General features: G+C 71.7%; 1 protein-coding gene. It reads left to right on the top strand.

Going from position 1 to position 1,015, the window contains the following annotated elements; translation table 11 throughout:
- Window positions 1-1,015: steroid 3-ketoacyl-CoA thiolase (locus J2X34_RS28415; protein WP_429520357.1), on the top strand; the 1,015-nt coding region annotated here is incomplete at both ends.

Genomic DNA, 1,015 nt, shown 5'->3' on the forward strand with positions numbered 1-1,015 from the left:
CAGGTCATCGGCGGCTGTGTCACGCAGGCCGGCGCGCAGTCCAACAACGTCACCCGCACCGCGTGGCTCGCCGCGGGCCTGCCGTGGCAGACCGGCGCCACCACCATCGACTGCCAGTGCGGTTCCGCGCAGCAGGCCAACCACCTCATCGCGGGTCTCATCGCGACCGGCGCCATCGACATCGGCGTCGCGTGCGGCGTCGAGGCGATGAGCCAGGTTCCGTTGGGCGCCAACGTCGGCACCGAGGCCGGGCCGCGCCGTCCCGCGTCGTGGGACATCGACATGCCCAACCAGTTCGACGCCGCCGAACGCATCGCGAAGCGCCGTGGCCTGACCCGTGACGACATCGAGGCCCTCGGTGTCCGCTCGCAGGCGCTCGCGAAGCAGGCGTGGGCCGAGGGTCGCTTCGACCGCGAGATCGTCCCGGTGACCGCACCGGTCATCGGCGAGGACAAGCAGCCGACGTCCGAGATGAACGTCGTCAGCCGCGACCAGGGCCTGCGCGACACCACCGCGGAGTCGCTCGCGAAGCTCGAGCCGGTCCTCGAGGGCGGCATCCACACCGCCGGCACGTCGTCGCAGATCTCCGACGGCGCCGCCGCGGTCATGCTCATGGACGAGGACCGCGCCCGCGCGCTCGGCCTCAAGCCCCGTGCCCGCATCGTCACCCAGGCCCTCGTCGGCGCCGAGCCCGAGTACCACCTCGACGGCCCCGTGCAGGCCACCGCGCGGGTGCTCGAGAAGGCCGGCATGAAGATCGGCGATCTGGACCTGTTCGAGGTCAACGAGGCGTTCGCGTCGGTCGCCCTGTCCTGGGCCCAGGTCCACGGCCCCGACATGGACAAGGTCAACGTCAACGGCGGCGCGCTCGCGCTCGGACATCCCGTGGGCAGCACCGGTTCTCGCCTGATCACCACCGCGCTGCACGAACTCGAGCGCCGCGACGGCTCGACCGCCCTGATCACGATGTGCGCGGGCGGCGCACTCGCGACGGGCACCATCATCGAGCGGATCT

Source organism: Rhodococcus sp. BE178 (assembly GCF_050433545.1).
GTDB lineage: Bacteria > Actinomycetota > Actinomycetes > Mycobacteriales > Mycobacteriaceae > Prescottella.